The organism is Microseira sp. BLCC-F43 (assembly GCF_041929235.1).
Lineage (GTDB): Bacteria > Cyanobacteriota > Cyanobacteriia > Cyanobacteriales > Aerosakkonemataceae > Microseira.
Genome location: NZ_JBHFNP010000147.1, coordinates 14,789 through 40,583 on the forward strand (window position 1 = coordinate 14,789; position 25,795 = coordinate 40,583).

Annotated in this window: 26 protein-coding genes and 1 riboswitch; of the genes, 12 read left to right on the top strand and 14 right to left on the bottom strand. The window is 44.1% G+C overall.

Features of this window, described 5'->3' with window-relative positions:
• Window positions 1-2 precede the first annotated feature (2 nt).
• On the bottom strand, window positions 3-884 hold the full coding sequence (locus tag ACE1CM_RS20560) for an alpha/beta fold hydrolase (RefSeq protein ID WP_374879866.1): 882 nt from the start codon (window positions 882-884) through the stop codon (window positions 3-5).
• A 101-nt stretch (window positions 885-985) separates the two neighbouring features.
• On the opposite strand from ACE1CM_RS20560, the gene ACE1CM_RS20565 reads away from it, so the two are divergent.
• Window positions 986-1,222 carry a hypothetical protein gene (locus ACE1CM_RS20565; protein ID WP_374879868.1) on the top strand — a complete coding sequence of 79 codons (237 nt, stop codon included), beginning with the start codon at window positions 986-988 and terminating at the stop codon, window positions 1,220-1,222.
• 88 nt (window positions 1,223-1,310) lie between these two features.
• Here ACE1CM_RS20565 and ACE1CM_RS20570 read toward each other — a convergent pair whose 3' ends face one another.
• Window positions 1,311-2,195: a LysR family transcriptional regulator gene (locus ACE1CM_RS20570; protein ID WP_374879870.1), complete on the bottom strand. Its 885-nt coding sequence runs from the start codon at window positions 2,193-2,195 to the stop codon at window positions 1,311-1,313.
• A gap of 112 nt (window positions 2,196-2,307) precedes the next feature.
• Between ACE1CM_RS20570 and ACE1CM_RS20575 the strand changes: the two genes are divergently transcribed.
• The gene (locus ACE1CM_RS20575) at window positions 2,308-2,817 is read left to right on the top strand and encodes a GNAT family N-acetyltransferase (RefSeq protein ID WP_374879872.1); all 510 of its coding nucleotides are present in this window, start codon (window positions 2,308-2,310) and stop codon (window positions 2,815-2,817) included.
• Window positions 2,818-3,105: 288 nt separating this feature from the next.
• Complete coding sequence (locus ACE1CM_RS20580) at window positions 3,106-3,870, top strand: class I SAM-dependent methyltransferase (RefSeq protein ID WP_374879874.1); 765 nt, start codon at window positions 3,106-3,108, stop codon at window positions 3,868-3,870.
• A gap of 17 nt (window positions 3,871-3,887) precedes the next feature.
• Here ACE1CM_RS20580 and ACE1CM_RS20585 read toward each other — a convergent pair whose 3' ends face one another.
• The 12 genes from ACE1CM_RS20585 to thrS form a co-directional block, all read right to left on the bottom strand.
• The gene (locus ACE1CM_RS20585; protein WP_374879876.1) at window positions 3,888-4,208 is read right to left on the bottom strand and encodes a hypothetical protein; all 321 of its coding nucleotides are present in this window, start codon (window positions 4,206-4,208) and stop codon (window positions 3,888-3,890) included.
• 129 nt (window positions 4,209-4,337) lie between these two features.
• A complete protein-coding gene (locus ACE1CM_RS20590) occupies window positions 4,338-4,793 on the bottom strand; it encodes a DUF29 domain-containing protein (RefSeq protein WP_374879878.1) in 456 nt (151 codons plus the stop codon).
• A 68-nt stretch (window positions 4,794-4,861) separates the two neighbouring features.
• Entirely contained in the window at window positions 4,862-6,445 is a 1,584-nt protein-coding gene (locus ACE1CM_RS20595) for an ATP-binding protein (protein WP_374879880.1), read from the bottom strand.
• Window positions 6,446-6,757: 312 nt separating this feature from the next.
• Complete coding sequence (folE, locus tag ACE1CM_RS20600) at window positions 6,758-7,411, bottom strand: GTP cyclohydrolase I FolE (protein ID WP_374879882.1); 654 nt, start codon at window positions 7,409-7,411, stop codon at window positions 6,758-6,760.
• Between the two features lie 66 nt (window positions 7,412-7,477).
• A complete protein-coding gene (locus tag ACE1CM_RS20605; RefSeq protein ID WP_374879884.1) occupies window positions 7,478-8,464 on the bottom strand; it encodes a CobW family GTP-binding protein in 987 nt (328 codons plus the stop codon).
• 72 nt (window positions 8,465-8,536) lie between these two features.
• Window positions 8,537-8,989, bottom strand: coding sequence for a SufE family protein (locus ACE1CM_RS20610; protein WP_374880013.1), 453 nt, complete (start codon window positions 8,987-8,989; stop codon window positions 8,537-8,539).
• A gap of 159 nt (window positions 8,990-9,148) precedes the next feature.
• The gene (locus ACE1CM_RS20615; RefSeq protein WP_374879886.1) at window positions 9,149-9,877 is read right to left on the bottom strand and encodes a metallophosphatase; all 729 of its coding nucleotides are present in this window, start codon (window positions 9,875-9,877) and stop codon (window positions 9,149-9,151) included.
• Window positions 9,878-9,971: 94 nt separating this feature from the next.
• Complete coding sequence (locus tag ACE1CM_RS20620; protein WP_374879888.1) at window positions 9,972-10,781, bottom strand: metallophosphoesterase family protein; 810 nt, start codon at window positions 10,779-10,781, stop codon at window positions 9,972-9,974.
• Window positions 10,778-11,551: a GTP-binding protein gene (locus ACE1CM_RS20625; RefSeq protein WP_374879890.1), complete on the bottom strand. Its 774-nt coding sequence runs from the start codon at window positions 11,549-11,551 to the stop codon at window positions 10,778-10,780. The genes ACE1CM_RS20620 and ACE1CM_RS20625 overlap by 4 nt, the downstream gene beginning before the upstream one ends.
• 21 nt (window positions 11,552-11,572) lie before the next feature.
• The gene (locus ACE1CM_RS20630) at window positions 11,573-12,157 is read right to left on the bottom strand and encodes a hypothetical protein (RefSeq protein WP_374879892.1); all 585 of its coding nucleotides are present in this window, start codon (window positions 12,155-12,157) and stop codon (window positions 11,573-11,575) included.
• Between the two features lie 403 nt (window positions 12,158-12,560).
• Window positions 12,561-13,397 (bottom strand): DUF4198 domain-containing protein, encoded by an 837-nt coding sequence (locus ACE1CM_RS20635; RefSeq protein WP_374879894.1) that lies wholly within the window; start codon window positions 13,395-13,397, stop codon window positions 12,561-12,563.
• Window positions 13,398-13,694: 297 nt separating this feature from the next.
• A riboswitch (cobalamin riboswitch) is annotated at window positions 13,695-13,844 on the bottom strand.
• A 160-nt stretch (window positions 13,845-14,004) separates the two neighbouring features.
• On the bottom strand, window positions 14,005-15,873 hold the full coding sequence (thrS, locus tag ACE1CM_RS20640) for a threonine--tRNA ligase (RefSeq protein WP_374879896.1): 1,869 nt from the start codon (window positions 15,871-15,873) through the stop codon (window positions 14,005-14,007).
• 508 nt (window positions 15,874-16,381) lie between these two features.
• Between thrS and ACE1CM_RS20645 the strand changes: the two genes are divergently transcribed.
• The 9 genes from ACE1CM_RS20645 (at window position 16,382) to ACE1CM_RS20685 (ending at window position 25,651) form a co-directional block, all read left to right on the top strand.
• A complete protein-coding gene (locus ACE1CM_RS20645; protein WP_374879898.1) occupies window positions 16,382-17,416 on the top strand; it encodes a chlorophyll a/b binding light-harvesting protein in 1,035 nt (344 codons plus the stop codon).
• A 200-nt stretch (window positions 17,417-17,616) separates the two neighbouring features.
• Window positions 17,617-18,579, top strand: coding sequence for a chlorophyll a/b binding light-harvesting protein (locus ACE1CM_RS20650; RefSeq protein ID WP_374879900.1), 963 nt, complete (start codon window positions 17,617-17,619; stop codon window positions 18,577-18,579).
• Between the two features lie 211 nt (window positions 18,580-18,790).
• A complete protein-coding gene (locus tag ACE1CM_RS20655) occupies window positions 18,791-19,063 on the top strand; it encodes a hypothetical protein (RefSeq protein ID WP_374879902.1) in 273 nt (90 codons plus the stop codon).
• 106 nt (window positions 19,064-19,169) lie between these two features.
• The gene (locus ACE1CM_RS20660) at window positions 19,170-20,516 is read left to right on the top strand and encodes a vanadium-dependent haloperoxidase (protein ID WP_374879904.1); all 1,347 of its coding nucleotides are present in this window, start codon (window positions 19,170-19,172) and stop codon (window positions 20,514-20,516) included.
• Between the two features lie 317 nt (window positions 20,517-20,833).
• Entirely contained in the window at window positions 20,834-21,799 is a 966-nt protein-coding gene (locus tag ACE1CM_RS20665; RefSeq protein WP_374879906.1) for a multicopper oxidase domain-containing protein, read from the top strand.
• 292 nt (window positions 21,800-22,091) lie between these two features.
• A complete protein-coding gene (locus ACE1CM_RS20670; protein ID WP_374879908.1) occupies window positions 22,092-23,120 on the top strand; it encodes a FecCD family ABC transporter permease in 1,029 nt (342 codons plus the stop codon).
• Between the two features lie 18 nt (window positions 23,121-23,138).
• Window positions 23,139-23,822, top strand: coding sequence for a Uma2 family endonuclease (locus ACE1CM_RS20675; RefSeq protein WP_374879910.1), 684 nt, complete (start codon window positions 23,139-23,141; stop codon window positions 23,820-23,822).
• Window positions 23,822-24,598: an ABC transporter ATP-binding protein gene (locus tag ACE1CM_RS20680; RefSeq protein WP_374879912.1), complete on the top strand. Its 777-nt coding sequence runs from the start codon at window positions 23,822-23,824 to the stop codon at window positions 24,596-24,598. Before ACE1CM_RS20675 ends, ACE1CM_RS20680 begins: the two co-directional genes overlap by 1 nt.
• A gap of 237 nt (window positions 24,599-24,835) precedes the next feature.
• Window positions 24,836-25,651, top strand: a complete 816-nt coding sequence (locus ACE1CM_RS20685) for an ABC transporter substrate-binding protein (RefSeq protein WP_374879914.1) — start codon at window positions 24,836-24,838, stop codon at window positions 25,649-25,651.
• The last annotated feature ends 144 nt before the right edge of the window (window positions 25,652-25,795 follow it).

Here is a 25,795-nt window from a genome sequence, read left to right on the forward strand (position 1 = left end):
ATTTATAGCGTTAAAAACGGTAAAACAGCTTCTGCTACAGCATCGGCATGTTCTTCATGCAGTCCCAAAGATCCAGAAATGCGGTGCGTTTGAACCCCTGGTAATGCTGCTAATGCTTCCATTTCTCCTTTAGATTTTGGCGGCGCTTGTTCGGCAATAATTACCATTGTGGGCGCTGGTAAAGGTTGAAATTGAGCCAGAAAATCCGATTGATTTAGAAAAGGATCTAAACCACCTGTAACAAATGCGACGGGTGCAAATCTCGCCCCGGATTTCTGGGTAATTTCCCATTTTTGCCCGATAAAGTCGGGAGTCAGTTTAGTTTCATCGGTGTAGACGTGGCGGCGATACATCCAGCGCAAAAAAGAAGGGGCGGTGTTGAGTTTGTAGAGGAATTGTCCCAGAATCGGCGATCGCACAGCCTCCCTCACCATACTAAACGTCTCTGGTGGCTTACCCATCATCGTCGGTAATGGCCCGCGCCAAGTGGGAGCGACTAAAACTATCTTGGAAAAAACGCCTTTCTGCGCTAGCTGCATCGCGTATCCCGCCGCGTGACCTGCTGCTATGACTGCAACCGGCGTATTAAAAACATTTGTGACGAAATATTGCAAAAATTGGTGATATATGCTGGGTTGGTAATTTAGGGGAGGGCGATCGCTTTCACCAAATCCAGGCCAATCTAGTGCTACAGTTTGAAACTGATTAGCAAGTAATTCGGCGAGAGGCTGCATTTCGCCGCGCGTGGAAACGGTACTGAAAGCTGGAAGTAGCAAAACCGGCGTTTTATCTCCAAAAGTTTCGTAAACTACCCGTATTGGTTGTCCTTGCCGATTCCAGAAATATTCCCGAAGGCTGGAAGATGGGAGAGAAGTAGTAGTCATAGCAATAAATTTGATCAACACTTACTATTCTTATTTGACATGCTATCTCAGGGATGATTCCTGAGAAGATTTTCTCACGGAGGTTATAGATCAGTTCGCTTATGGATACATATTTAATTCATTTTGTCTATTACGCATCATTTAAACATGAAAGTTCCGGCGCACCGGCGAAAGATAAAGAGTGGTTTAAAGCTTACAGAATTATTCCCAGAGTCGGAGATTGCGTGTTAAAGGATGGAGAATGGTTTCAGGTGGAACGAGTTTTCTTGTACCAACCAACAGCTAAAGGCATAGACGCACAGGTGCAGTGTTCATTTTATGGCTTTGATACGGTGTGATGGTAATTGCTAATTGCTAATTGCTAATTGCTAATTGCTAATTGCTAATATAGGATTTGTCTTTCCATTAGCCATTAGCCATTAGCTATTAGCCATTAGTGGTAACTTGCCTCGCAACTTCTAAAAACCGCAGCACTGTTGGGGATGGATTGTGTCGCCAAATCATAGCGATCGCTACCATTGGTGTAGTTTCTTGCAATAGTTTGTAAACCACACCGCTGCGTTGGAGATTTTGCATCGATGCTGGCACAATGGCAATCCCCATCTGTGCCGCTACCAAGCTGACAATCGTTTGCATTTGAGTCGCTTCTTGCGCCAGGATAGGACTGAAACCAGCTTGCTGACAAAGGCTAATTATCGGATCGTACAATCCGGGTGCGAGGGAACGGGGGAATAAAATAAAGGGTTCGTGAGAAAGCGATCGCAACGACACCCGTTCTTGACTGCAAAGTGCATGAGTTTCTGGCAGTGCCAAAATCAGCGGTTCGGAAAAAATAACTTTAGAACTTAAACCATCCTTCTCTACTGGAGGACGCACAAACCCAATATCAATTCGTCCTTGCTGCAACCATTCTAATTGTTGGTCAGTCGTCAATTCTCGCAATTGTAGCTTCACGCTAGGAATCGCTGTACGAAATGCTTGCAGAATAGTTGGAAGAACGTTATGTACCGCAGAACTAGCAAAACCAATTGCCAATTGCCCTAGTTCACCGCGACTGGTTTGTCGTCCAATTTGAATTGCATTCTCAAGCTGCCGCATAATTTTTTGCGTCTCGGCGAAAAATACAATTCCTGCTTCAGTCAACCGTACTGTACGTTTAGTGCGATGAAACAGTTGAAATCCCAACTCAGCCTCCAACTGACGAATTTGTTGACTCAAAGGAGGTTGAGCAATATGCAGTCTTTCTGCTGCACGGCTAAAATTCAGTTCCTCTGCTACCGCCATAAAGTAATGCAGGTGTCGCAGTTCCATAACTCACCGACGCACTTATATTTTTAAAGTATAAATCAATAGCTAAAAATATATTGGACATTCCCGATTCTGTTTTATATAGTGATGAATAAGAGGAATTGAGACGCTAAAAATGGATAAACTGAATATAAAAATTAGAGTCGCTGACATCGATGATGTAGAGTTAATTCTTTCCTTAATTCAGCAAAAAGCCGAGTTTGATGGATATTTATTTCCCTTAGAAGCTACAGCCGATAAATTAAGGCATACTCTATTTTACGATATTCCACCACAGGCATACGTACTGTTAGCTGAAGTAGAAGGAATTGCGGTAGGATTTGCGATCTATTCTTATACATACTCAAGTTTTTTGGCAGAACGATGTATTTGGTTAGGCGATCTGTTTCTTCAACCTCACATGCGGGGTAAAGGAATTGGTCAAGCATTGATCGATGCTTTAGTACAAATTGCCGAGCAAAATAATTGCGGACGCATTGAATGGACGGTTAAGACGGACAATACACCAGCAATTGCTTTCTACCAAAAACAGGGCGCGCGCATAATGGAATCAATCAGAGTATGCCGTATAGATCGGGTTGAAATCTCTCGACTGGCGGGTAAAGAACTAGCAAGAACACGATAATTTATATCATGTCCTTAAGATTACCCATAATCATCAGCCGGGACACGGCATGAGTAACGTTATCTGTTTGTCCGAGATATCTATGATGCCGTGTCCCTACGCAACAACAGGGTGATGTTTTTTTATTATGGGCAATTCAACGGACATGATATTACGGGGATATTCCGGGTTTGTTTGAAAAATCGTCGGTTAGAAGTAGGGGCACGGCAGGCAAAATATTCTATACAAATGAACGTTTTATGCTTGCCGTGCCCCTACGCAGGAACTCAAGAATCAGGAGAATTTTCCATGACACAACCATCTTGGAATGCAACGCTTTATCAAGAAAAACATGCCTTTGTTTGGCAGTATGGCTCATCGCTTTTGGAATTACTTGCTGCTAAACCAGGAGAATGGATTCTAGATTTAGGTTGCGGCACGGGACAATTAACCGAGAAAATTGCTCAAACTGGGGCTAAAGTGCAAGGAATTGATTCATCGCCAACGATGATTGCAACGGCACTTCAGAACTATCCCCATTTAGATTTCCGAGTAGCAGATGCAACAAAGTTTCAGGTAGATCAACTTTTTGATGCAGTTTTCTCAAATGCAGTTTTGCATTGGATTAAACAACCAGATGCCGCGATTTATTGCATCAGAGAAGCGCTTAAACTTGGAGGTCGATTGGTGGCGGAATTTGGCGGTAAAGGCAACGTGCAAGCAATTTATCAAGCAATTTGTAGTGCTTTAGCTGAAATTGGACATCCTTCACCTGAAGCACTTTCTCCCTGCTATTATCCCAGTATTGGTGAATATGCGACGAGGCTAGAAAAACAAGGATTTGATGTGACCAACGCTGTATTATTCGATCGTCCAACACCGCTAGAAGATGGCGATGCCGGGATGGCGAATTGGATTGAAATGTTCGCGAATGGGTTTTTATCTGGGTTGTCAGATATAGAGCGAATCCAAGTCATCCAATCTGTTGAAAAACGCTTGCAACCAATGCTGTATCGGGATGGAACCTGGTTTGCCGATTACCGCAGAATTCGCATCGTTGCTATCAAAATATAGGGGAGAGATTTCTGTTTTTAAATCTCCGACTGACGCAAGGATCTGATACATCCAGAACAGTCGCAACCATATTTAGCGATCGCTTCATCGCTTTCTTCATCGGTAATATCTAACATAGGCGTCGGATCGCTATCAAACGCATCCGATGCACTTACTATTTCTTTAGTCACCCGCAGACAGCTTAACCCGTTGGAGTCGCGAGAAAGAATGCAGGAAAGGTCTTCGTTGGTGGCGGGGATGGGTGTGGTTGCACCGACGGGAGAAGCAGTCACTAAAAGAGACGCGAGAGAAGCTAACAGTGCAGGGCTAGAGAGCAAAACCAGTAAAAATCGATTCATTATTTTGTACCAGATGCGATCAATAGCTCAGATTATCCCATGTTTGCTTATACTTAAATTAAGTTTTGTTTATATCTGGTGAGAGAGTTAAATGCAATTCGTGCCAGCGGAAGGTAGGCATATCGCGCTTTACTCTGGTAAAAAATCAGTATCCAGGGATTGAACGGGTGTATAAAGACAATCTAATGGAAAAGTTTCTATTGGTAAGCCTGTTTCATCTGCGGCTTGAAGACGAGCATTCATGTAACACTCAGCAAATACTTCTTGTAGATATGGTTTTAAGCTGGGTGAATCTTTTAAGTCATCATTGATCCGTCGGCGATGTTCCCGAATACTGCCTTTCCAACTGCCACTACGACATTCTGGTTGATGTTGCCATTTAAGGAGATGAAGCAAAAGCACTACAAGGTTGCTTTTGAGGCTTTTTCGCTCCCGTTTTGACATATACTCAATTTCTTCAATTAAGTTTGTCCAGTCTACGCTGGCGTATTCTTGATTACGCAGTTGTTCAACTGTAGTTTCAACCCAGCGGACAAAATCGGTTTCGTAGAGACTTGTTTGAAAAACTTGTACTTCTGTTGCCACGAGAGAGTCTCCTGTAATTTTTACCCTGATTCTAGTGTAAGGAGATTTTTGCTCAACTGAAGCAGAGGTCAAACAGCCTCTAATGGCAGAACGATCGTAAAGGTTGAGCCTACACCGACTTGGCTGTAAAGAGTCACCTGTCCCTTGTGAGCTTCAGTAATTGCCTTAACAATAGATAACCCCAATCCAGCGCCTTCTGAACTGCGGCGACGGTTAGGGACTCTGGCAAAACGATCGAAGATTCGCTGCTGATTCTCTATATCAATCCCTTCTCCCCTATCTTGCACCCAAAAGTGAACTTTGCCTTTGCAAATCTTAGAGCCAATTAGGATTGCATCGGTTGTTTCTGTGTGCTGTGTGGCATTGCGTACTAAATGCATAATCGCCTGGATAATTCGCTGACGATCGACGATAATTTTTCCCTTCGCTGCCGCCTCTAACTGCCAGTTTCGGCTTGCCAACGTCTGCGCCCGATCAAATATCTCCTGGGTAATTGCCGCAGTATCAACAATTTCCAGCTGTAAAAAGTTTGGACTTTCTGCCTGTGCTAGCAAGATTAAATCGTCCACAAAACTGCTAATTCGACCTAGTTCATCCACAACGATTGCTAGATTTTCCTGCCAATCGTCCGGATTGCTAGCCATCAATTCCAGATATCCACGAATGATGGTGATCGGAGTTCGCAGTTCATGTCCAGCATCGTTGACAAAGTTACGCTGGCTAATAAACGAACTTTCCAATCGATCCATCATCTTGTTGAACGTTACTGCTAGGTTTGCCAGTTCTCCTTTACCCCGTACTGGAATGCGCTGTGTTAAATCGCTTCCACTAATCGATTGAGCAGTTATCGCCAATTCCCGTAACGGTTGCAGAATTCGTCCGGCAGCAAACCATACCAAAAGCAGCGCAATCAACAGCACTGCCAGAACAACCTGAGCGATCGCAACCACTGCTTCCAGGATTTCAGCATGTTCTTCGGCACTATGGGCAATCACTAACGTTCCGAGTATTTTTCCGTTCGTTTTAATGGGTTCAACAAAGTAGAAGATGCGATTAATGTCGCGGTTTTGGCTAACCTGTTTCCCCTCTCCTGGTTCAGCCTGAGTTGCCCATTGCCGCATTAGATCGGTGTCTGGTTTGAGATCTTTCGGTAATGCTTTGGGACTAGACTCATAGAATGTTCCATTAACAAATGTAATCAGAAAAATATTGTCTTCTGGAATTTCAACCTTTAAGTATGCTTCAAAGAACCGCTTCATTTCCTGTTCGGTTGTAGGCACTCTAAGGTCTCTCATGAGCGCCTGTTCAACAGAACTGATGGGCTGCACTTCTCTAATCGCGGCTGTGTCGTTGTCGTCTATGCGGTTATTCTCTAATCTTTCCAGGTTAACTCTGCCTGCCAACAATTCTCTGAAGTCTTCCACTTCTCCCAGCATGTCCTGACGAACACGAGCATCAACACGGGCAAACAAAAGCTGGCGAAAGGCTGGAATTGCCATGCCAAACGTCAGTGTCAAAATCACAACATACCAAACTAGAATTCGAGTGCGAGCTTCTCCCCAAAGATCGCGCCAGCGCTGATTTTGAGGTATAGGAGTGCCGCGATCCCTCAGGTCGCTTACAGAAACGTGTCGCTTACGAAACACCTTCATCCTTGGGTACACTCCTTAGCCGATCGTGGATGGCGCTGCATTCTGCATTGTAAGATATTAGATGGAAATTACCGACGTGAGCTTTATTTAAGCGCCAGGGAAGCCATTCAAGATGCGATCGCCCATTGGTAACAATCGTTCATTTAGCATCAAAAAATCTATCGAGTCAGGCAATTATTGAGTTGCTGGTTAATTTCCTGTGTTGGCGGATTAAACTTCGATCGCGCCCTTGGGTGTAAGAAACCCGGTTTTTGCAAAAAACCGGGTTTCTGGTTTCTCGGCGAGGTTCTACCTACTACCCATTACCCAAAGTTAGTGAAAATTCGCATTATGCCGAATCAAACTCATGAACTCTTGGCGAGTTCTGGCATCTTCAGCAAATAAGCCTTTCATTGCACTCGTAACCGTCCAAGAACCCGGTTTTTGTACCCCGCGCATCACCATACACATATGAGTTGCTTCCACTACAACTGCCACGCCTTTCGGTTTGAGTAACCCTTGCAAGGCATCGGCAATTTGTGCGGTTAAACGTTCCTGGACTTGCAAGCGCCTTGCGTACATTTCGCAAATTCGAGCAACTTTAGACAGACCAATTACCTTGCCGTCGGGAATATAAGCGACGTGGGCGCGACCGAGAATTGGCAATATATGGTGTTCGCAGGAACTGAAAAGATCGATATCGCGAACTAACACCATTTCATCGGCATCTTCTGTAAAAACGGCTCCGTTGAGCAGTTCATCCAAAGATTGCCGATAACCTTGAGTCAAAAACTGCAACGCTTTCACAACGCGCTTGGGAGTATCTCGCAATCCTTCTCGATCTGGATCTTCTCCCAATCCAATCAATAATGTCCGTACCGCCTGAATCATTTCTGCTTGGGTAACGGGGGGCAAGGATTTGCCTTGAAGAGATAGTTCCAAACTATCAGCATTATTGGCAATTTCAGGAGTAATGTAAAGAGTCATGAATTTGGTGTTAGTTGTGAGTGGTTAAGCAGCGTTAGTCATTGAGCAATGACTAATGATTCTCTGCTATCGAGTCAGGCAATTATTCAGTTGCTGGTTAATTTCCAGCGCATTTAACGAGCGCCCAATCATTACTAGCTGATTGCTCCGTTCGCCCTGCCATTCTTCATCTTTCAAGTCGTAGCGTTTGCCACTCAATTGAAAGATGTGACGCCTCGTACTTTCTTTAAACCAAAGAATCCCTTTAGCTCGAAAAACATTGGCAGGCATTTTATCTTGTAAAAATGTCTGAAATTTTTTCACTGCAAAAGGTCGATTGCTCTTGAAAGAAACGGATACAAAACCGTCGTTGGCGAGGTGGTTTGACTTTTGCTCTTTACTCAAGCTGGCATCAGTTAGATAGGTTTCTGGATGCGCGAGTTCTACACCTAAAATCAGCGGCAGGGGTACTTGACCGTGTTGCGATCGCAAAACCCTAGCCCCAGCTTTTATATCGTTGATGTAGTCCTCTAGTTCCTCAACCTTTTCTTCTGGCACCAAATCGGTTTTATTGAGTAAGATTATATCCCCATAAGTCAGTTGCCGGAACGCTATTTCGCTTTCCAGATGCTCTGGGGTAAACGTTTCGGAATCTACCACCGTCAGAATTGAATCCAGGTTAGTAAACTCTCGTAATTCCGTCCCTACAAATGTTAAAATAATTGGTAGCGGATCGGCAACCCCTGTCGTTTCCACTACCATGTAATCAATGCGATCTTGCCGTTCTAAAATTTTGTAAACGGCCTCAACTAAGTTATCGTTAATCGTACAGCAAATACAACCGTTGCTCAGTTCCAACATGTCCTCTTCTAGGGAAAGCAACAGTTGGCTGTCGATATTAATATCCCCAAATTCGTTAACCAAAACGGCGACTTTTAAATCTTGTCTATTTTTGAGGATTTGATTGAGTAAGGTTGTTTTGCCGCTGCCCAAAAATCCGGTAATAATCGTAACCGGCATTCCCCGTTTGGTCAGACCTTCGATTGTACCTGCCGTTGGTTGTGTTATAGACATTAGATTTTTCCAAAAACTCTTGTGGGGTGGGCATCCTGCCTGCCCTTGAGCTTGTTTTTTGCAGAGGTCTTATTAATTGAACGACTCTCCCGACTCGGATAGTTGATATGATAGGGCTTGGTTTTTCATTTTTTGGAAAATGTTATAAAACCCATTGGCGCGGGAAGGGGTCAAGCTTACATTCAGCCCCGTCTGTTGAATAAAATCAGGATTGACTTTCAAAATTTCTTCTGGTGTGAGTCCGTTCAATCCTTGGATTAAAAATGCGACTAATCCTTTAACTAACTGGGAATCTGAATCGCCTTGATAAACAACCTTGCCGTCGTTCAACCCAGAAGTAATATAAACCTGGGAAACGCACCCCGAAACTTTATTTTCAGGTACTTTTTCCGATTCAGGAAATTCCGGCAGCTTTTTAGCTAACCAAATCAGTTGTTCGTAGCGCTGTTTCGGATCCGACTGACGCGCGAAGCGTTCGACCATGCGTGCGAGGTTAGGTGGTAAGGTGGCGGCGTTGGAAGACATGGGGCAAGTATTTAGCGATTGCGATCCCATCCATTATAAATTAATTTGACCACAAAGGTGGTAGGCCAACCAAAATTCCTTGATTTCGCCCCAGGGTTGTGTTGCCGTTGACACAGAGTTGCAAAAGCTAGCTGGAGTAATTGGCTAATTTTTTGGCGATTAAGGTTGAAATCCCTTGTTAAAGTGATAGCGAATGCTTCTAAATTCTACCCTATTGGTAGTGGGGTTGTACAGGGTGTAAGTTGCTTCTCCGGGGGTGCGTCCAACGTTACCAACTCCAACAACTCTGCGGGGTGTTGTTTTGATAGTTTGGGGAGAGTTTTGAGCATCTAAAGTTGTGACGGATGTCGAGAGCGATCCTGTTTCGATGCAATACTCAAATGTTTGACCATAACGACCGCAGAATAAGTTATTTGCTCCGTCTCGCAACAGCCGGTCTAACATTATAATTGGGGGTGTTTCTGGGGTAAGAGCGTCGTCAACGCTAACGGTACTGCCGTGAATTAAAAGGCAGTCGAGTTCAAAGAAACCAAAGTCGAAATATCTCAGCCATTCTACCGTTTTTTTGGTAACAGAATTCCACAGTTTCACGACTGTATCTCCTCCATAGCGGGATTTTAATTCTGTTGGTTCTCCCTGGGTGCCGATGCCGTGTAATATGAAACATTGTTCTTCCCACCATCCAGTACAAATTTGCGGTTCTATTTCGTTATTTTTAGGCGATCGCACGCGCTTTACTAATTCTTCGCACTCTGGTCTTGGCCCAACTAAATCTCCCAAAATATATACAGCTTCTAATTCTCGTACTTGGCGTTTTATATCATTCATTACTGCATCATAAGCAGCTAAATTGCCTTCTATCCCGCTTAAAATTGCCCATTGGCTCATAGTTATCTATCCATTACTAAAAATTAGATTGGGTTGAACCTTGTGAAATCGCAATGTTGGGTTTCGTTACCTCAACCCAACCTACAGATCTGTATCAGCGCACGCAAACATGGGTGGGATCGTCTGCTCTTTCTGCATATTCTAATCCCCGCGCTAAACGCCATGCAAAAATAGCAGGCAATCCTTTTTCTATTATCGCCGCGCAAGTTTTTTGATAGTCGTATTCCACTTCTCGTAGCGTCACTTGTTGCGTATCCGTATCGTAAATAACGTAGGTGGCATTTGGTCTTCCGTGACGGGGTTCTCCCACCGAACCAACGTTGACAATTCGCTTCAAAGGTGCTGTAAAACTTAATCGTTCCTGTTGCTTGCCATTTTTAACTTTAATTTGTAACTGACCAGCATCTAAAGTGCGGACGTAAGGCAAGTGAGTGTGACCGCAAAATAGTACATCTGCGCCGCTAGAAAGTACCCGTTCTAATGCTAAAAATCCATCTAGTTCGGGGAGTAAATATTCGTGATTGCTGTGGGGACTGCCATGCAGGAAACAAAGGTTATCTTCCCGCAATGTATGAGGCAATAATTCTAAAAATTCTCGGTCTTCGGGATAAATGTTTTTCTGCGTCCATTCGTGAGCAAATCTACTGCGACGTTCGGCTAACAATGAAGGATAACTGCATTCGCAGGCGTTCAATCCTTCCACAATATCTTCATCCCAGCATCCCTGGCAAGTGGGAATATCGAGGGAACGAATTTGCTCGATTACTGCGTGGGGAAAAGGGCCGTATCCGACTAAATCTCCCAGGCAGTATATTTTATCGACATTGCGATCGTCGATGTCGATTAAAACAGCATCTAAAGCTTCATAGTTGCCGTGAATGCATGACATAACTGCTATTTTCATGCTTGGATATCCTCAAATTGTTCTGCTTGTTTTAGGCGTTGTTGGTAAGATCGAAGTTCGGTGTCTGTCAGACAACTATCTTTAATTGTTTGTGCTAAAGCTGGTTGGTCTAAGTTTTGACCAAAAACTTCTAATCCGCTGAAACGTGCGGGGCGTCCTTCTAACCAACGGGGTAGGTTTAATTCAATAAAAGAATCTCCTTCAATATTGGGAATAAATTCACCGTAAACTGCACGTCCATCGGCTAAGTCAAAGATGGCTTTAGCGCGATATATTGTGCCGTAAGCTTTTTGAGTCAGTTCGTACCAAAAAGCGTTGAGGCTATCGGTATCTAGCATTTGTCCGGTCATCGGTACGCGCCAGAGTTCGATATTTTCTGGTAGCTGTTGTAACGGTGCGCTAGGGATAATTTTATTTGCCCATTCGTGCCATGGGGATTGTTTTAATTCTGGCGGTATTAGGGCAATGCGCTGATGGGGCAGATTTCCGATTATTTTATCAATTTCTGATAATTCTAGGTGAAATCCAATCTCAATATAGGCAGAATATCCCATTGCTAATAATTTGAGCAATTCCAATTCTTGCCCGTCGGTTAATGTTTTACAGTGGGGGAATTCGGCGGCAATAATGGTCTGGTCGATGGGGACGTTGCTATTACCGGGACTCAAGTAGACGATGGGGTTAGATGTATCGTCTAAATGTTGGCGAATCCAGGTAGTTTTTCCTGATCCGGGTGGGCCTGATATTAAAGCGATCGCAGATTGATTCATAAACTACATTCCTTGATTTCTCTAGACTTTCAGCCCCGGCGATCGCGCCACTAAAAACCCATGTCCTAAAGCCAAAGTAATTGTCCAAATTACTTCTTTGATCCACCGCAGACCTAGTATCGCTAAGGTGAAACTATGTTCGCCTCCCATCAACAACCCAACGAGCCAAATTAATCCCTCAAATATGATAAATCCCCCAACTAAAGCCACCCCAATCCAGAGGAAATGACCCCAGATTAGAGCTTGACTAAAATGGGGTCTACTTGTTGCAAGGATTGTTACTATTGTTGCTCCCAATCCCAGGATCAACCCCCAAGTAAAAGATTCGGTTGTCTGAGGATAATTGCGAAAGGTATACCCGAAAATCTGATTAACTAACCAAGCGATCGCTACTGTTTTGACTGCTTTTGTCGGGGTCAGGGTTACCCCTGCAATTGTGGCAAAACTGACCAGGGGCGGATGGGGATAAATCAAACTGCTGGCTGTTGCGATCGCAGTCAGCAAAACTACCCATAAACTACCCCTCTCAACCGCTTTCCAACCAGATGACCACTGCTTGAGTTTTGTCGCTCGCTTAGGTACAAGGGTAAATTTGGTATCATTCATGGCTAGCCGTTGTGATATTTTGTTGGATCTACCCTGAACAATAACTCGGTTTCAGACCCCGATTGGATGTTGGGCATTATCGATTCCTGGTTAATTTTACCTTATTTTTACGTCATTTTGATAACGATTATCATTATTATACATTATAGATGCCTTGATAAAACTTGTAGGACAAGTCCCGCCTGCCGATGACTGAATGACCAGGACGACGCCTGTCCGGCGTTATGCAGGACTACTTTTGTCAACCGTTGGTCAAATGGTTACACTGGCATGGCTACCCATCGTCAGATGAAAATTAGGCGATCGCCTGAAAAAATATAATGCTAATGGCTAATATTATCAGATTTTTATCATAAAATTAGCCATTAGCAATTTTCAAATTTTTATCAGCTTAAGAAGACCTTCAAGATGCCTTCTTGTGGATGGAACCTCGGTTGGCGATCGCCATTAAAGCTAACGCACCGATCCCTAACAAAGCAGAGGGTTCTGGAACCGATTTATTTTGTGCGCTTAATGTGGCGGCATAAGAAACTTTATCCGCTGCCGCATCGTTGTCTAACAAAAGCGAATAACTGGCTTCAATCGTCTGCAATCCATCTTGACCGATCGGCACAAAAGCAATTCCATCCTCATTAATCGTTAGCGTTTCTCCCAAATATTCCACTGTCGCATTTTTGGTCAAATTTCCCTGATACAAAACCTGAATGGGTAAAAATTCTCCCATTTTGACCTCAAAAGGATTTTTCAGCGCCATAATCTCCAGTGGCAGTTCAAAGGGTTTACTAAGTGCTTCAGACCAGTTATAAAGCGCCTTAGCGTACTTCACGTAATGACCCACTTCATAATTGGTGTTGTATTGTACGGCTTCGCTTTCCGAAACATTTTCATAGTCATTCTCCGACTTCTTGACCCAAAAACCATTGTCATAAAAGCCAGTAATTGCAGCAACATTTCCATTGGAAACGAGTGACATACCATCGGGTTTCTGTTTGAGCGAGTAAGGAACTAACTGTTTATTTGGGTCGTAAGCTGTCACGGTTTTGAGCTTGGTTGGTAACAGTGGCTCTAGTTCGTTTAACTCTGGATGACCAAATAGAAGGTTGTATTCTCCACCTTTATAGTCAAACCAGAGAACATGAGCTAATACAGGTTGAACCCACATCGGCAAAATTGCAGAAGCTGCCAACAAGCTTTTGAATAATGTTGTAGCAATCTGGCTTTTATTCGGTGATAAATTCATTGGTGAAATTCCTTGTTCTTGGCAAAAATGAACGGTTTACATCATGATGAAGGAACAAAAATATTCCGCCCCCTTGCTATTTCCAGCTTTTTCATGCCCAATATGCATGGGTTTAACTGGTGCGTAGCTTAGAAAAATAGCCTGGTTAAATCTATCCTGTTACCTCTTTGGTATACGAGGATATCCTGTTAGTAGTTGTGTGGTTATCGAGCAACACACATACACAGAAACCAGGTTTGTTGGGCTATTGAGTGAGTAGGTCTCAAATCTAGCTCCTTTCCCGTGCGACGCAGGAAGTAAGGGGTTAAAAAAGCGGGTAGGCATTCTGGCTCACGGAAATTAATGATTCGTATCATGTCTTTCCGCTGACAGTTGCGGCACAGCGCCGGACTTAGACCGGACTTTCCCTACACCGTTTTATCTGTAACTTATATTAGTTGACTTGACAAAATATGTAAATTAAGAAACTATTAAAGCCTGTTATACGTATTAGTTGATAATTATTATGATATGATTTAAGCTGCTCTAAAACAAGGGGTAGAAATTAGGCGTCGGTTCAGTTTTTTCGATGCAAAATGCCCCCTACCCCCTTGTTCTGGAAATAACGTCACATTAACGTTTTCTGCTGAATGGCCTCCTGTAAACTTTGTTCTAGCTCAGAAAGTGTCAGCGTTCCCAACTCTCCCGCTTTTCTGGTTCGCACGCTCAAGCTTTGATTTTCTACTTCCCGCTTACCGACAATTGCACTTACAGGAATCTTCTCTAATTCTGCGTTGCGAATTTGCCTCGATAAACGTTCTCCACTCGTATCAATTTCAACGCGATACCCCGCTTTTTTAAGTGTAGCAGCCACAGATTCGGCATACTCCCTTTGACCATCGCTGACGGGTAAAAGGCGTATCTGCACGGGTGCTAACCACAGGGGAAAATCCCCCGCGTAGTTTTCAATCAAAATGCCAAAAAACCGCTCCAAAGATCCAAAAATTGCCCGGTGAATCATAATCGGTTGTTGGCGACTGCCGTCGGCAGCAACATATTCGATTTTGAATCTTTCTGGTAGGTTAAAATCTACCTGGATTGTCGAACACTGCCACAAGCGCCCGATGGCATCTTGAATTTTCAGATCGATTTTGGGGCCGTAAAATGCACCGCCACCATCATCGATTACATAAGGCCAACCTTTTCTATTCAAGGCTTGAATTAAAGCCTGGGTTGCCAATTCCCATCCGGCATCCGTACCGACAGATTTAGCCGGACGAGTGGAAAGATTCACCTGATAATTCTTAAACCCAAAATCGGTTAAGAATTTTTCGGTCAAATCCAGCACTCCCAGAATTTCATCGGCGATTTGTTCGGGTAAGCAGAAGATGTGCGCGTCATCTTGGGTGAATCCCCGCACGCGCATTAATCCGTGCAAAACTCCAGAACGTTCGTAACGATAAACCGTGCCTAATTCTGCCCACCGCAAGGGTAATTCTCGGTAAGAATGCAGGTCATTTTTGTAGGTGAGGACGTGAAAAGGACAGTTCATCGGCTTGAGTTGATAAGCCTGTTCTTCGATATTCATCGAGTCAAACATATTTTCGCGATAAAAATCGCAGTGACCCGATGTTTTCCATAATTCCAGATTGGCGATGTGGGGCGTGTACAGTAGTTCGTAACCTGCTTCTAAGTGCGCTTTCCGCCAGTAATCTTCGATTAAATAGCGGATTTTTGCGCCGCGAGGATGCCAGAAAACTAAACCGCCACCAGCATCTTCTTGAATGCTAAACAGTTTGAGTTCTTGCCCTAATTTACGATGGTCGCGGCGTTTGGCTTCTTCTTTTTGTTGCAGGTAAACTTGCAGTTGTTCTGGGGTTTCCCACGCGGTGCCGTAGATGCGTTGTAGTTGCGCTTTGGTTTCATCGCCGCGCCAATATGCACCCGCGACGCTTTCTAAGGCAAAGGCATCGGGATTGATTTCGCCGGTGAAGTTTAAATGCGGCCCCGCGCACAAATCCCACCAAAATTCATCTGGTTCAATTGTGGCAGTTTCAATTAATGAAGGTTCGGGTTTTTCTGCTTTTTTCCACCTGCCGCTATCCGGATTTCCCATAAAATAACGAGTAATTATCTCGCCTTCTGGAATGCTGTCTAGTATCTCTAGTTTGTAAGGTTCTCCTAACTGTTCTATTTCGGCTTTGATTTGTTCTCGCTCTACTTCTTCTCGAATTATCGGCAAATTGGCTTGAATAATTCGCCGCATTTCGGTTTCGATTTTACCCAAATCTTCCATGGTAAATGATTCTTTGCGGTCAAAGTCGTAATAAAAGCCATTGTCCACCACTGGCCCAATTGTCACTTTGGTTTCTGGAAATAGCTTTTGCACTGCCATTGCGAGTATGTGGGCGCAAGTGTGGCGAATTCGCAGCAGTTTTTCCTCATCGCTTTGGTTGGGGTTGTGACTCGATTGGGGTTTGGGTGGGGAACTGACCATATAACAAAAAGTGATAATGATTCTTATTGTATCAAAGAAGCGATCGCTCCAGCCTTGGGAAACAATATCGCTTTCCCGCCAGCTTATGTATTATATTGTAGTATTAAAAGACAAAGCGTGCAATGTGCATTAGACCTCAAAGGCGGGCAGAATGCCCACCCCACAAGAGTTACTGGTTCTCGATCGCGATCGCACCCGTTCCTACTAGGCGGGATTAGTTGATAATTAATTGCATTTATTAAACCTAAAATTAATAATTGTTGCGGCTAGTTGACAAGCGTTCGCTCGACAGATATGCAGCAAAAATCAAGAAACGATGATAAATAGCTCTAGTCAGATGGCGATCAAACCGCAAAAACTTATTGACAATCTTACGCAACTAGATTAAATTGATGAGAATATTTAGCAAGAAGGCTGTTAAGGGACTGAGCGAGCGATATGCCTCCGGCACGCTGCGCGAACGCAAGGCAGGAAAAACAGCCAAGAAAATCGCAAGGAGACGGACTCAATGCAAACTTACGACAAGACAGAAGTTAAATATGCCTGGTGGGCTGGAAACGCCCGCTTTGCGAATTTATCCGGCTTATTCATCTCAGCACACGTAGGGCAGGCAGCGCTGATTACGCTTTGGGCAGGCGCATTTACGCTGTTTGAAATCTCTCGGTATTCACCCGATTTACCGATGGGAGAACAGGGGCTAATTTTACTGCCCCACTTGGCAACATTGGGATTTGGTGTGGGAAAAAACGGTCAAGTATTGGATACTTATCCCTTTTTTGTTGTGGGAGTTTTGCACCTAATCTCATCCGCTGTTTTGGGTGCTGGCGCTCTTTTCCATACCTTTAAAGCGCCGGAAAACTTGAAAGACGCAAAGGGGCAGGCCAAGAAATTCCACTTTGAATGGAATGATTACAAACAGTTGGGAATAATCTTGGGACATCACCTACTTTTCTTAGGAGCAGGTGCGCTGTTACTGGCTGCTAAAGCGATGTATTTTGGCGGACTCTATGACTCGACAATTGGGGATGTGCGCTTAGTAACAAATCCCACGCTTGACCCATTAGTAATCTATGGCTATCAGACCCATTTTGCCAGCGTTAACAGCTTAGAAGATTTAGTTGGCGGTCACATTTACGTAGGCGCAATTCTGATTGCAGGCGGTATTTGGCACATCGTCAAAGAGCCTTTACCTTGGGCGAAAAAGCTCTTAATCTTCTCTGGGGAAGCAATTCTTTCCTATTCTTTAGGCGGTATTGCTTTGGCAGGATTTGTTGCCGCTTATTTTTGTGCAGTCAACACGTTAGCTTATCCTGTAGAATTTTACGGGCCAGCTTTAGAAGTGAAGCTGGGCGTAACTCCTTATTTTGCCGACACCGTACAGTTACCGAATGGTGATCATACGGCTCGTTGTTGGTTGGCAAATACCCATTTCTTCTTAGCTTTCTTCTTCCTGCAAGGTCATCTCTGGCACGCTTTACGCGCGATTGGCTTTGACTTTAAGCGCGTTGAAAATGCCTTGAATACCGTCGGCAGCGATTTGTAAAACAGTTTTTCATCGGTGGCGATGCAGTTGTAGGGGCACGGCAGTAAAAAACCTTCCAGTTAGCGGCAAAGCTGATTGATGCCTTTGTAGGGGCACGGCAGTAAAAAACCTTCCAGTTAGCGGCAAAGCTGATTGATGCCGTGCCCCTACACCAAAACAAAATTTTTTGACTTCATGACTCAAAAGGAAAGAACCGAACTGTGGAAATTTCTACTCGAAGAACGCTAGCCGACAATACAAATTTGACATGGTTGATTGGGAATGCCCGCTTGATTGATTTGTCGGGTCAATTATTGGGCGCTCATATTGCTCACGCGGGTTTAATTATGTTTTGGGCTGGCGCTACTGCGATATCAGAAGTGGCTCGCTTCGTGCCTGACAAACCGATGTACGATCAAGGACTAACTCTGCTACCTCACTTGGCGTCTTTAGGTTGGGGTGTGGGTGCAGGCGGTCAAGTTGTAGATACCTATCCCTATTTTGCGATTGGAATCTTGCATTTAGCCGCATCTGCTGTTTTAGGTGCTGGCGGGCTTTATCATGTTTTTCGCGGCCCTGCGATCTTAAAAAATGGGGTGGGACGAGTTACTAAGTTTCACTACGAATGGACTAACCCAAAACAGCTAAGTTTGATCTTGGGTCATCATTTGATTGTTTTGGGAATTGCTGCATTTTTATTCGTCCTCAAAGCAATGGTTTTTGGCGGAATTTACGACCCCGCTGTTGCCAATGTCCGCTTAATTACGAATCCCACTCTCAATCCCGTGACGATTTTTGGCTACCTATTTGGCATTGCAAATGGGGGTTGGACTCCCCTGGGAATGGCGAGTGTGAATAATTTAGAGGATGTTATCGGCGGTCACATTTGGATTGGAGCTTTGCTAATTGCTGGCGGGGCGTGGCACATTGTGAGTCAACCTTTTCCTTGGGTTAAGAAAGCGCTGATTATTAATGGAGATGCGCTGCTTTCTTACAGTTTGGGAGGTTTGGCTTTTATGGCTTTTGTTTCTGCCATCTTCGTGGGATATAACACGACTGTTTATCCGACAGAATTTTACGGTTTTGATCGGGATAATTTGGCAGTTAGTCAATTTTTCTTGGGTTTGTTGGCGCTTGGGGGACATCTGTGGCACGCTTACCGCGCCCGTTTAAAGTCAGCATAAATTGGTAATTGATAATTGGTAATTGGTAATTGCCCTAACTACGCCATCGTAATTCTGATGCAACCGGAAATGATCTAAAATCCGCCCGTATGCCGGTAATACCAAATCCGTTTCCATTACCCTATTTATCCCGCACCCTTGGTGGGTGCGGCTAAACAAACAAAGACCGCCTGCGCGTTCTCTAAAAATAAAATTAACTCAGGATCTGGAAATGATAGCTGTAATTTACGTTGTCTGTGCTTGGACTATCACGGTTTTATTTGTTTGGAATTTTCTGATATCGCTGCAAAAAGGTATGTCTTATGTTAAGCGTCTCCATGAAATTCCTTGTGATGATTGCGAGTATTTTACTAACGATTATCGCCTCAAGTGTACGGTGCGTCCGATGACGGCTTGTTCAGAGGAAGCGATCGCTTGTCCTGACTTTGAACCTAAAACCGTTTATTGCAAGGCTTGCACCAAATCTTGCCATCAACTTAATTGAGAAATTAAGAGTTGTTGAAGAAATCAGGCTGCTTCGGTTTTGAGATTTACACTCGCTAAATGAAGTTATTGCTTAATATTTTCAACAACTCTATGCGGGGTTCATCATGAAACCTAACTCCGAAGGCTCAGTAGTTGGCATTTCTGTCAAAGCGATCGCAATAGGTACGATCGCAAGTTTAAGTTTTATTGCATGTAAATCGCAAAAAGTCGAGTTGCTGTCAGCGGTGCAACCTGGGGCAAACGCGCAAGCTGTAGCACCGGCGCAACAAGCAAAAGATGCGGTGATGGAATGGAATGCGATCGCTCTGTCAACAATCCGCACAGACAAGACATCGCCGCCGATGGCAGCGCATAACCTGGCGATGGTGCATGGGGCGGTGTATGATGCGGTGAATGGGATAGCACCAACCCACAAACCCTATCGCGTACAAGTGCAAGCGCCTGCTGGTGCATCAGAAGAAGCAGCAGCTATTGCCGCTGCACATCGAATGTTAGTTAATTTATACCCGCAACAAGCAGCTGGGTTAGATGCTGCCAAAAGCGAATCTTTAGCAAAAATAGCTGAAGGAAAATCTAAAACAGACGGCATCAAATTAGGGGAAACTGTTGCCGACCAAATATTTGCATGGCGACAAAATGATGGTAGCAATGCCGAAGTTGCTTATACGCCGGTAAATCAACCCGGTCATTGGCAACCCGTACCGCCGGAATTTAAGTCAGCTTCGATGCCGCATTGGAAGAATGTTAAACCCTTTGCGATGACGAAGGGAGATCAATTCCGCATTGCGAAGATGCCGAATTTAACGAGTGCTGAATATACGGCAGAATTTAATCAAACCAAAGAAATTGGCGCGAAAGATAGCACGACGCGGACGGCAGATCAGAGTGCGATCGCTAAATTCTGGTTAAATGGTTCCGGAACCCTAACACCCCCCGGACATTGGAACCAAATTGCTGCTGATGTTGCGATAAAACGGGGGCAGACTTTACAGCAAAATGCCCGTTTATTTGCCTTGCTAAATATCGCCCTCGCCGATGCCAGTATTATTGATGGCGATCAAAAATACACGTTTAATCGTTGGCGACCGATTACGGCAATTCAGCAAGCCGATAAAGACAATAATCCCCAAACAACCGCCGATGCAAACTGGACGCCTTTATTAAGTACTCCTTCTTCTCCTGCCTATGTATCGGGACACAGTACGTTTGGGGGTGCAGCCGATGCAGTTTTAACGGCATACTTTGGCGATCGAGTTAGTTTTACTGCGATCGCTGACCCTTCTGTAAATTTACCTCCTCGCTCTTTCAACAACTTTACTCAAGCAGCAGAAGAAGCGGGGATGAGTCGCATTTACGGCGGCGCTCATTGGATGTCTGATAATAAAGATGGGTTGACCGCTGGCAGGAATTTGGGTAAGTACGTTGTCCAAAACTTTTTGACTCCAAATTAGCTGCTAATTGCTCATCGCTAATTGTTAATTGTTCGATGCCATTAGCGATTAGCTATTAACAGCAATAAACATTGTATGGGCGAGTTTAACCTGGTTATATTTGAGGCAATGAAATATCTCGTTATATCATGTCCGGTAATAAAGGTTGTGTATGGTAGGGGCGGGTTTTACCAGCCATTGTTTGGAACCACGAGATATGTCGTTAAACCCGCCCCGGCTGCCGCTACCGATGCAACCGGACATGATATTAAGCCCGCCCCTACCACACAATCATTCTTGAAAACCATCCATCTTTTGCTGCATTAGCAATAAATTTCATGCATAAGCTTTCTTCATTACTAATTAAAAGACGCCGATTGATCCAACTAGGATTGGGAGGCGGAATCGCAGTTGCTGGCATCACTCTTGGTGACCCGATTTGGCGTAGGGTAAAGGCGAAAATTTTGCCACCTCCAAAACTGGTTTGGAACCCCTCGTCATCGCTGCGAGAATTTGAGTATGGCACGCTAAAACAAGAGAATGGGCGCCAGATTCGAGAATTTAAAATAACGTCTAAACCCACAGAAATTTTACTTGATGGGGCCTCGTTCACTACTTGGAGTTACAACGGGAGAGTTCCCGGCCCAACTTTGCGCGCCAATCAAGGCGATCGCATCAGGGTAATTTATACAAATCAGCATCAAGGTGAAGACCATTCGATCCATTTTCATGGGATTCATAAAGCACAAATGGATGGTATGGAACCCATTAGTTATGGAAAAACCACAGTTTATGAATTTGATGCTAAACCTTTTGGCGTTCATCTATATCACTGCCACGTAGGAGATATCGCTTATCATATCGGTCAGGGACTTTATGGCATGTTTATTATCGATCCGCCAGGAGGGCGCCCCCAGGCAGATGAAATCGCCATCACGATGTCAGGTTACGACACGAATGGGGATGGAAAAAATGAATTCGTCGTCTTCAATGGGTTTCCACAATATTACATGAAACATCCGATACCCGTTAAACAAAATCAACTGGTTCGGCTTTACCTTTTGAATATGATTGAATACGAATCACCCGTTACTTTTCACGTTCATGCCAATTTATTCCAGGTTTATCGAACGGGTAGTACGCTTCAGCCTACAGAAGCAACGGATGTAATTACGATGGGAACGGCAGAGCGACACATTCTTGAATTTTCCTACAGTGACCCAGGTATGTATATGTTCCATCCCCATCAAGATTGGGTGGCGCAAAAAGGTTGCGAGGGAATGTTCCACGTGCATCCTGCTTGATTGGTAATTGGTAATTGGTAATTGGTAATTGCTAATTGCTAATTGCTAATTGCTAATTGGGTAAATGCTCACCCCGTAAATACAACACTCGCAAAGGCAGATCTAGCAGTTTGTAGGGATATAAGACTGGCTGTGTCAACCAGAATGAATATTTATGATATGATGTCCGGTGGCAAAGGTTTTGTATAGTTTTTGATACTGTAGGGGCGGGTTTTACGAATCAATCTGTGGAACCAACAAATATTTCGTTAAACCCGCCCCGCCTGACGCTACCGATACAACCGGACATCATATGAGTTATTTTGATGAAAAAATGCCAGGACAAAAGCAAGCAACCGCCCTAAATTATCGAGTGTTACAGGCAGGTTTAATCCTGATAATAGCGTTGCTCGTAACCATTATTCTTTCGCTTTCTTTAGGTGCTGTACCGATGAGTGCGGCACAAATATGGCAAGCATTTCTGCATCAGGGAGATTCAATCAATCAAACTATTATTTGGGAACTGCGTTTACCTCGAATTGTAGCAGCATTAACTGTAGGGGCAGCATTGGGAATGTCGGGTGCCCTGTTGCAAGGATTGCTGCGAAATAGTTTGGCAGATCCGTTTATATTGGGAATATCGGCGGGGGCAGGTTTAGTTGCGATCGCTCTCTTCACGTTAGGAGTATTTCAAGCTTGGGTTCCCCTTTTTTCCTGGGTGGGCGCAATTCTAACATCGGCGATCGTTTATTTTTTAGGAAAAACGGCAACGGGAATATCTGTAGAACGCTTAATTTTAGGTGGGGTGGCGGTTAGTTCTTTATTTGGGGCGGTACAAACAACGTTGATATTATTAGCAGAAGATAGTCGCATCCAAGCCGCACTCAACTGGTTAATTGGCAGTTTAAACGGCAGAGGTTGGTCAGATATCCAAATTGCTGCGCCTTATATTAGCGTATCTTTGCTATTGGGATGCTTTTTAGCTCGTAGCGTCAATTTACTAGCTTTGGGGGATGATTTGGCAGTGGGATTGGGGGTATCTTTGATGCGATCGCGCTTATTAATTGGTGCCGTCGCTACCTTACTCGCCGCCAGTGCTGTCAGTATCGGCGGATTGATTGGTTTTGTAGGATTAGTTGTCCCCCACGGCGTGCGTTTATTAGTAGGAAATGATTACCGTTGGGTATTACCTTTGAGTGCAATTGGCGGTGCTTTGGTACTAACGCTGTCGGATTTACTTGCCCGGTTAGGTGCGGTAGAATTACCAGTAGGAACGATTACCGCTCTGCTAGGTTCTCCCTTATTTGTTTGGTTGTTGTATCGTCGGTCAGCAAAATTTTAGATTTGGGATTGAAACATTATGGCTATCAATTTTACTATTAATATCCCTCCTCTTGAAAGTGGCGATCGCTTGACTCGCGATGAATTTGAACGCCGCTATAATGCTGCATCTGATATCAGAAAAGCTGAATTAATCGAAGGAGTTGTATACGTGGCTTCCGCAGTTCGTGCAAATCTACATGGTGGACCTCATGGTGCCGTTATGGCTTGGTTAGGTGCTTATTGGATGGCTACACCTGGCGTTGAGTTGTATGATAACGCCACCGTTCTTCTGGATGAAGATAACGAACCTCAACCCGATGCTTTGTTACGCATTGAACCAGAGGTAGGCGGTAATTCTTCAGTTAACGAAGATGATTATATTGTAGGTGCGCCAGAATTAATTGTAGAAGTTGCCGCTAGCAGTGCTAGCTACGATCTCAATGACAAATTTAATGCTTACCAGCGCAATGGGGTAAGAGAATATATCGTCTGGCAAATTTATGAAAATCGACTCGATTGGTTTATTTTACAAAACGGTCAATACGTTTCTCTTCTACCAGATGATGCAGGGATTATTCGCTCTCAAGTATTCCCAGGTTTGTGGTTATCAGTCAATGCTTTACTACGACGCGATCGCGCAGAAATTTTAGCCTCTCTACAGGCAGGATTGCAAACAGCAGAACATCAAACTTTTGTCAATCAATTACAACCCCAGGAATAATGTTGCTAGAAATTGAAAAGTTAACTGGCGGTTACGGAGACATAGCGATCGCGCAAAACATCACCCTATCCATCCAAAGGGGTGAATGGTTGAGTTTGATCGGCGCTAACGGTTCCGGTAAATCTACTTTGCTAAAATTAATTAGTCGCATTCTCGCACCCCAGCAGGGAGTTGTTTTGCTCGATGGCAAAGCAATCCACTCCCAACCTGCCGCTATTGTGGCGCGGAAATTAGCGATTTTGCCCCAACAACAAACGATTCCCGAAGGATTAACCGTCAAGCAGTTAGTCAGTTTAGGACGTTCGCCCCATCAACCTTGGTGGCAGTGGGAATTGAGTCGAGAAGATGCCCAAAAAGTTGAAATTGCCATGCATCAAACTGGGATAGAAAAGTTTAGCGATCGCCTGGTAGAACAACTTTCGGGAGGCGAACGCCAACGAGCTTTTTTAGCCCTAGCTTTGGCGCAAAATCCCCAAGTTTTGCTGTTAGACGAACCAACGACTTATTTAGATATTTGCTACCAGTTGCAATTGCTCGAATTGCTCAAACAACTCAATCAACAAAACTTGACTATTATTACAGTATTGCACGAAATTAATTTAGCAGCCAGGTATAGCGATCGCATCGCCCTCCTACATGAGGGAAAACTTACTTGCGTCGGCACTCCAAAGCAAGTTTTAACTGCCGATAATTTAGCTCAAACTTTTGGCGTAGACGTTACAATTATAGAAACGCCTGTAGGATTGCAGATTTGTCCTTTATCTCCTAGATTTTGATTTAATATGCCCAAAAATTGGATGTTTTTAAAAGCCTGCACAAGCTACATCACCCGCCAGGGAAAATCCCGCAGCTTAAGCTTAAGTCCTCTAAAGAGGACTGTTAGCTTGATTTCAGTCCACTTTAGTGGACTTTTGTTATTAGTCCGGAAATTTATTTCCGGGCGGTTTTTACGAGTAGCTGTTATCTTCCTTCTAAGTCTAACATTTGTTGCTTGCTCAGTTACAAGCCAAAATTTGTCAAACCCAATTTCTTCGCCCGCCGCAACGGAAACAACCAATCGCGAATCTGCCCAAAAAGTTGTAGCGCTGACTCCTTTAACCGCCGATATTATTTATCAATTGGAACAAACAAAAATTGTCGGTGTTTCGGGCAGTAAAATCATCATTAATGACCCTAGGTTTAAGGGAATTAGTACCGTCAGCGGCGAACAAACACCCCCGAATTTAGAAAAAATTGTGGCGCTGAAACCAGATTTCGTAGTCGGGGCGGCGGGGTTTCACGATAAAACAATGGAGAAGTTGCAGCAGTTAGGAATCAAGACGCTACTAACGCAAGTAAAAAGCTGGAAAGCATTGGAAGAATTGACAGTGAATTTAGCGCGATCGATCAATGCCGCTCCCGAACCTTTACTCAAGCGCTACCAAACCTTTTTAGCCGACATTCCCAAGCGAGATTATTCTGCTCTAATCCTAGTTAGTCGCCAACCGATTTTATCTCCCAATCAAACCAGTTGGGCAGGCGATTTACTTGAGCAATTTAAGCTCAAAAACCTCACCTCTCAATTGCAAGGAAGTAGCCCCCTGCGGGGATACGTCACCCTTTCTTCAGAAAAGATTCTCCAAGCAAATCCAGAAGTTATCCTTTTAGTAGATACGGGAGATCAAATTTTAGATAAGTTTAAATCCGACTCATTTTGGAATCAACTCCAAGCCGTAAAAAACAATCGAGTTTACGTCTTTGACTATTATGGATTGGTCAATCCGGGTAGTATAGACAGCATCGAAAAAGCTTGTTCCCAACTCAAACAAATTCTAGCGACAAAAAGCTAGCACTGAAGTGCTATTTATTACCAACGCCTGAAAAGCAGGATATCGATCCTACAAGAAAAAGCTCTTGTGGGGTGGGCGTCTCGCCCGCCTATTCGATTGGTAAGGACCCAGACAAATCACCTTTGTTTCTATGAAAAAACGTCG